The 1,181-nt window shown below is 48.3% G+C and carries 1 protein-coding gene; it reads left to right on the forward strand.

The features are described 5' to 3' along the window. The first annotated feature begins 140 nt into the window (after window positions 1–140). Window positions 141–1,103, forward strand: a complete 963-nt coding sequence (locus ACR0IY_RS21955) for an FkbM family methyltransferase (RefSeq protein WP_480677161.1) — start codon at window positions 141–143, stop codon at window positions 1,101–1,103. The last annotated feature ends 78 nt before the right edge of the window (window positions 1,104–1,181 follow it).

Below are 1,181 nucleotides of genomic sequence, written 5' to 3' on the forward strand. Positions count from 1 at the left end.
ATCTGCCTTGTTCCTTCTTACAGGAGTGCCCTCATTAGGGAGCGGTCAATCGTCGCTGGTCTCTAGGAACAAGATTGTAAGAGTGCTACCGACTGCTCGAAGCTTCGATGATTCGTAGAAGCCACAAAAAAGAGCCAACAATGATCAACGAGATAAAGAAACACCTCGAGCAAACGACGCCGTTCGAAAGCACATTGGAGATGATCGAAGGGTCAGAAGCGCACCGCTATGACCTTAATTGCCCTACCCTGGCCACCAAGGATTTGATCTTTTCAAAACAATCGTCCGGCTGGGTTGCGAGTAGGACGGAGAAAGGTTCAGGCGTACACGAGCCTGGAATGATCGCCACGTTGTTAGCTCTTCGCGATGTAGTTCCCGCCCGTCAAAGACGAGTATTTTACGATATTGGGCTTCTTCACGGATACGTTTCATTGGTGGCGGCGGAAATTCTGAGCTGTAAGACGGTAGTGGGCTTTGAAATGAACCCACGTTCGTACCAAAAAGCGCGGCGAAATTTCGAACTCAACCACCATCTTTCATCCCGCTTAGTCGCTGAAAACGCCGGAGTTGCGGATAACACGCTAAGAAAAGTGCCCTGTTTGTACAAAAACTTTGCGCTCAGGGTAAATCCAGAAAGCTCTGAGGAGCAAGACCTTCTGGCGGATGGCTTCGAAAAAGCGGAGTTGGATATTCTGCGTCTGGACGATTTCGTAGAGAAATCCCCTGCCAAGCCGGGTGTCATAAAAGTGGATGTTGAGGGGTCACAAGTTTCGATTCTTCGAGGAGCAGAAAAAACTTTGAAGAAGTTTGGACCAATTCTTCTAATCGAGACAGACAGCCCCAATGCGCTAAACTACGAAGGCACGTCAATGAAAGAAATGTGCCGGATGTTAATCGAGGACTATGGGTACGAGCTATTGACTTTACCTCATAGAAATTGGGGTTGGACTGTGGACAGGTTAAGTCTGGATGCCGTGCAGTCCGACGAGGGTAAACTTGAGCGCAATCAATTGATCATTGGCGTGAAGGGAGATACTGGAGAATCCGAGTCTTTTCTGGATTCTTTCAAGGAAAATGCCCGAAGAATTTTTTCGCGTTCTTGAGCCGCTTAGATAATAGAGCTTCAACTGGTTTATGGGTTTCGAACTGGTCCTTCTACAGGGGACCAGCGCGAACCTCAG

It is taken from the genome of Ruegeria sp. BC1, from assembly GCF_056539305.1.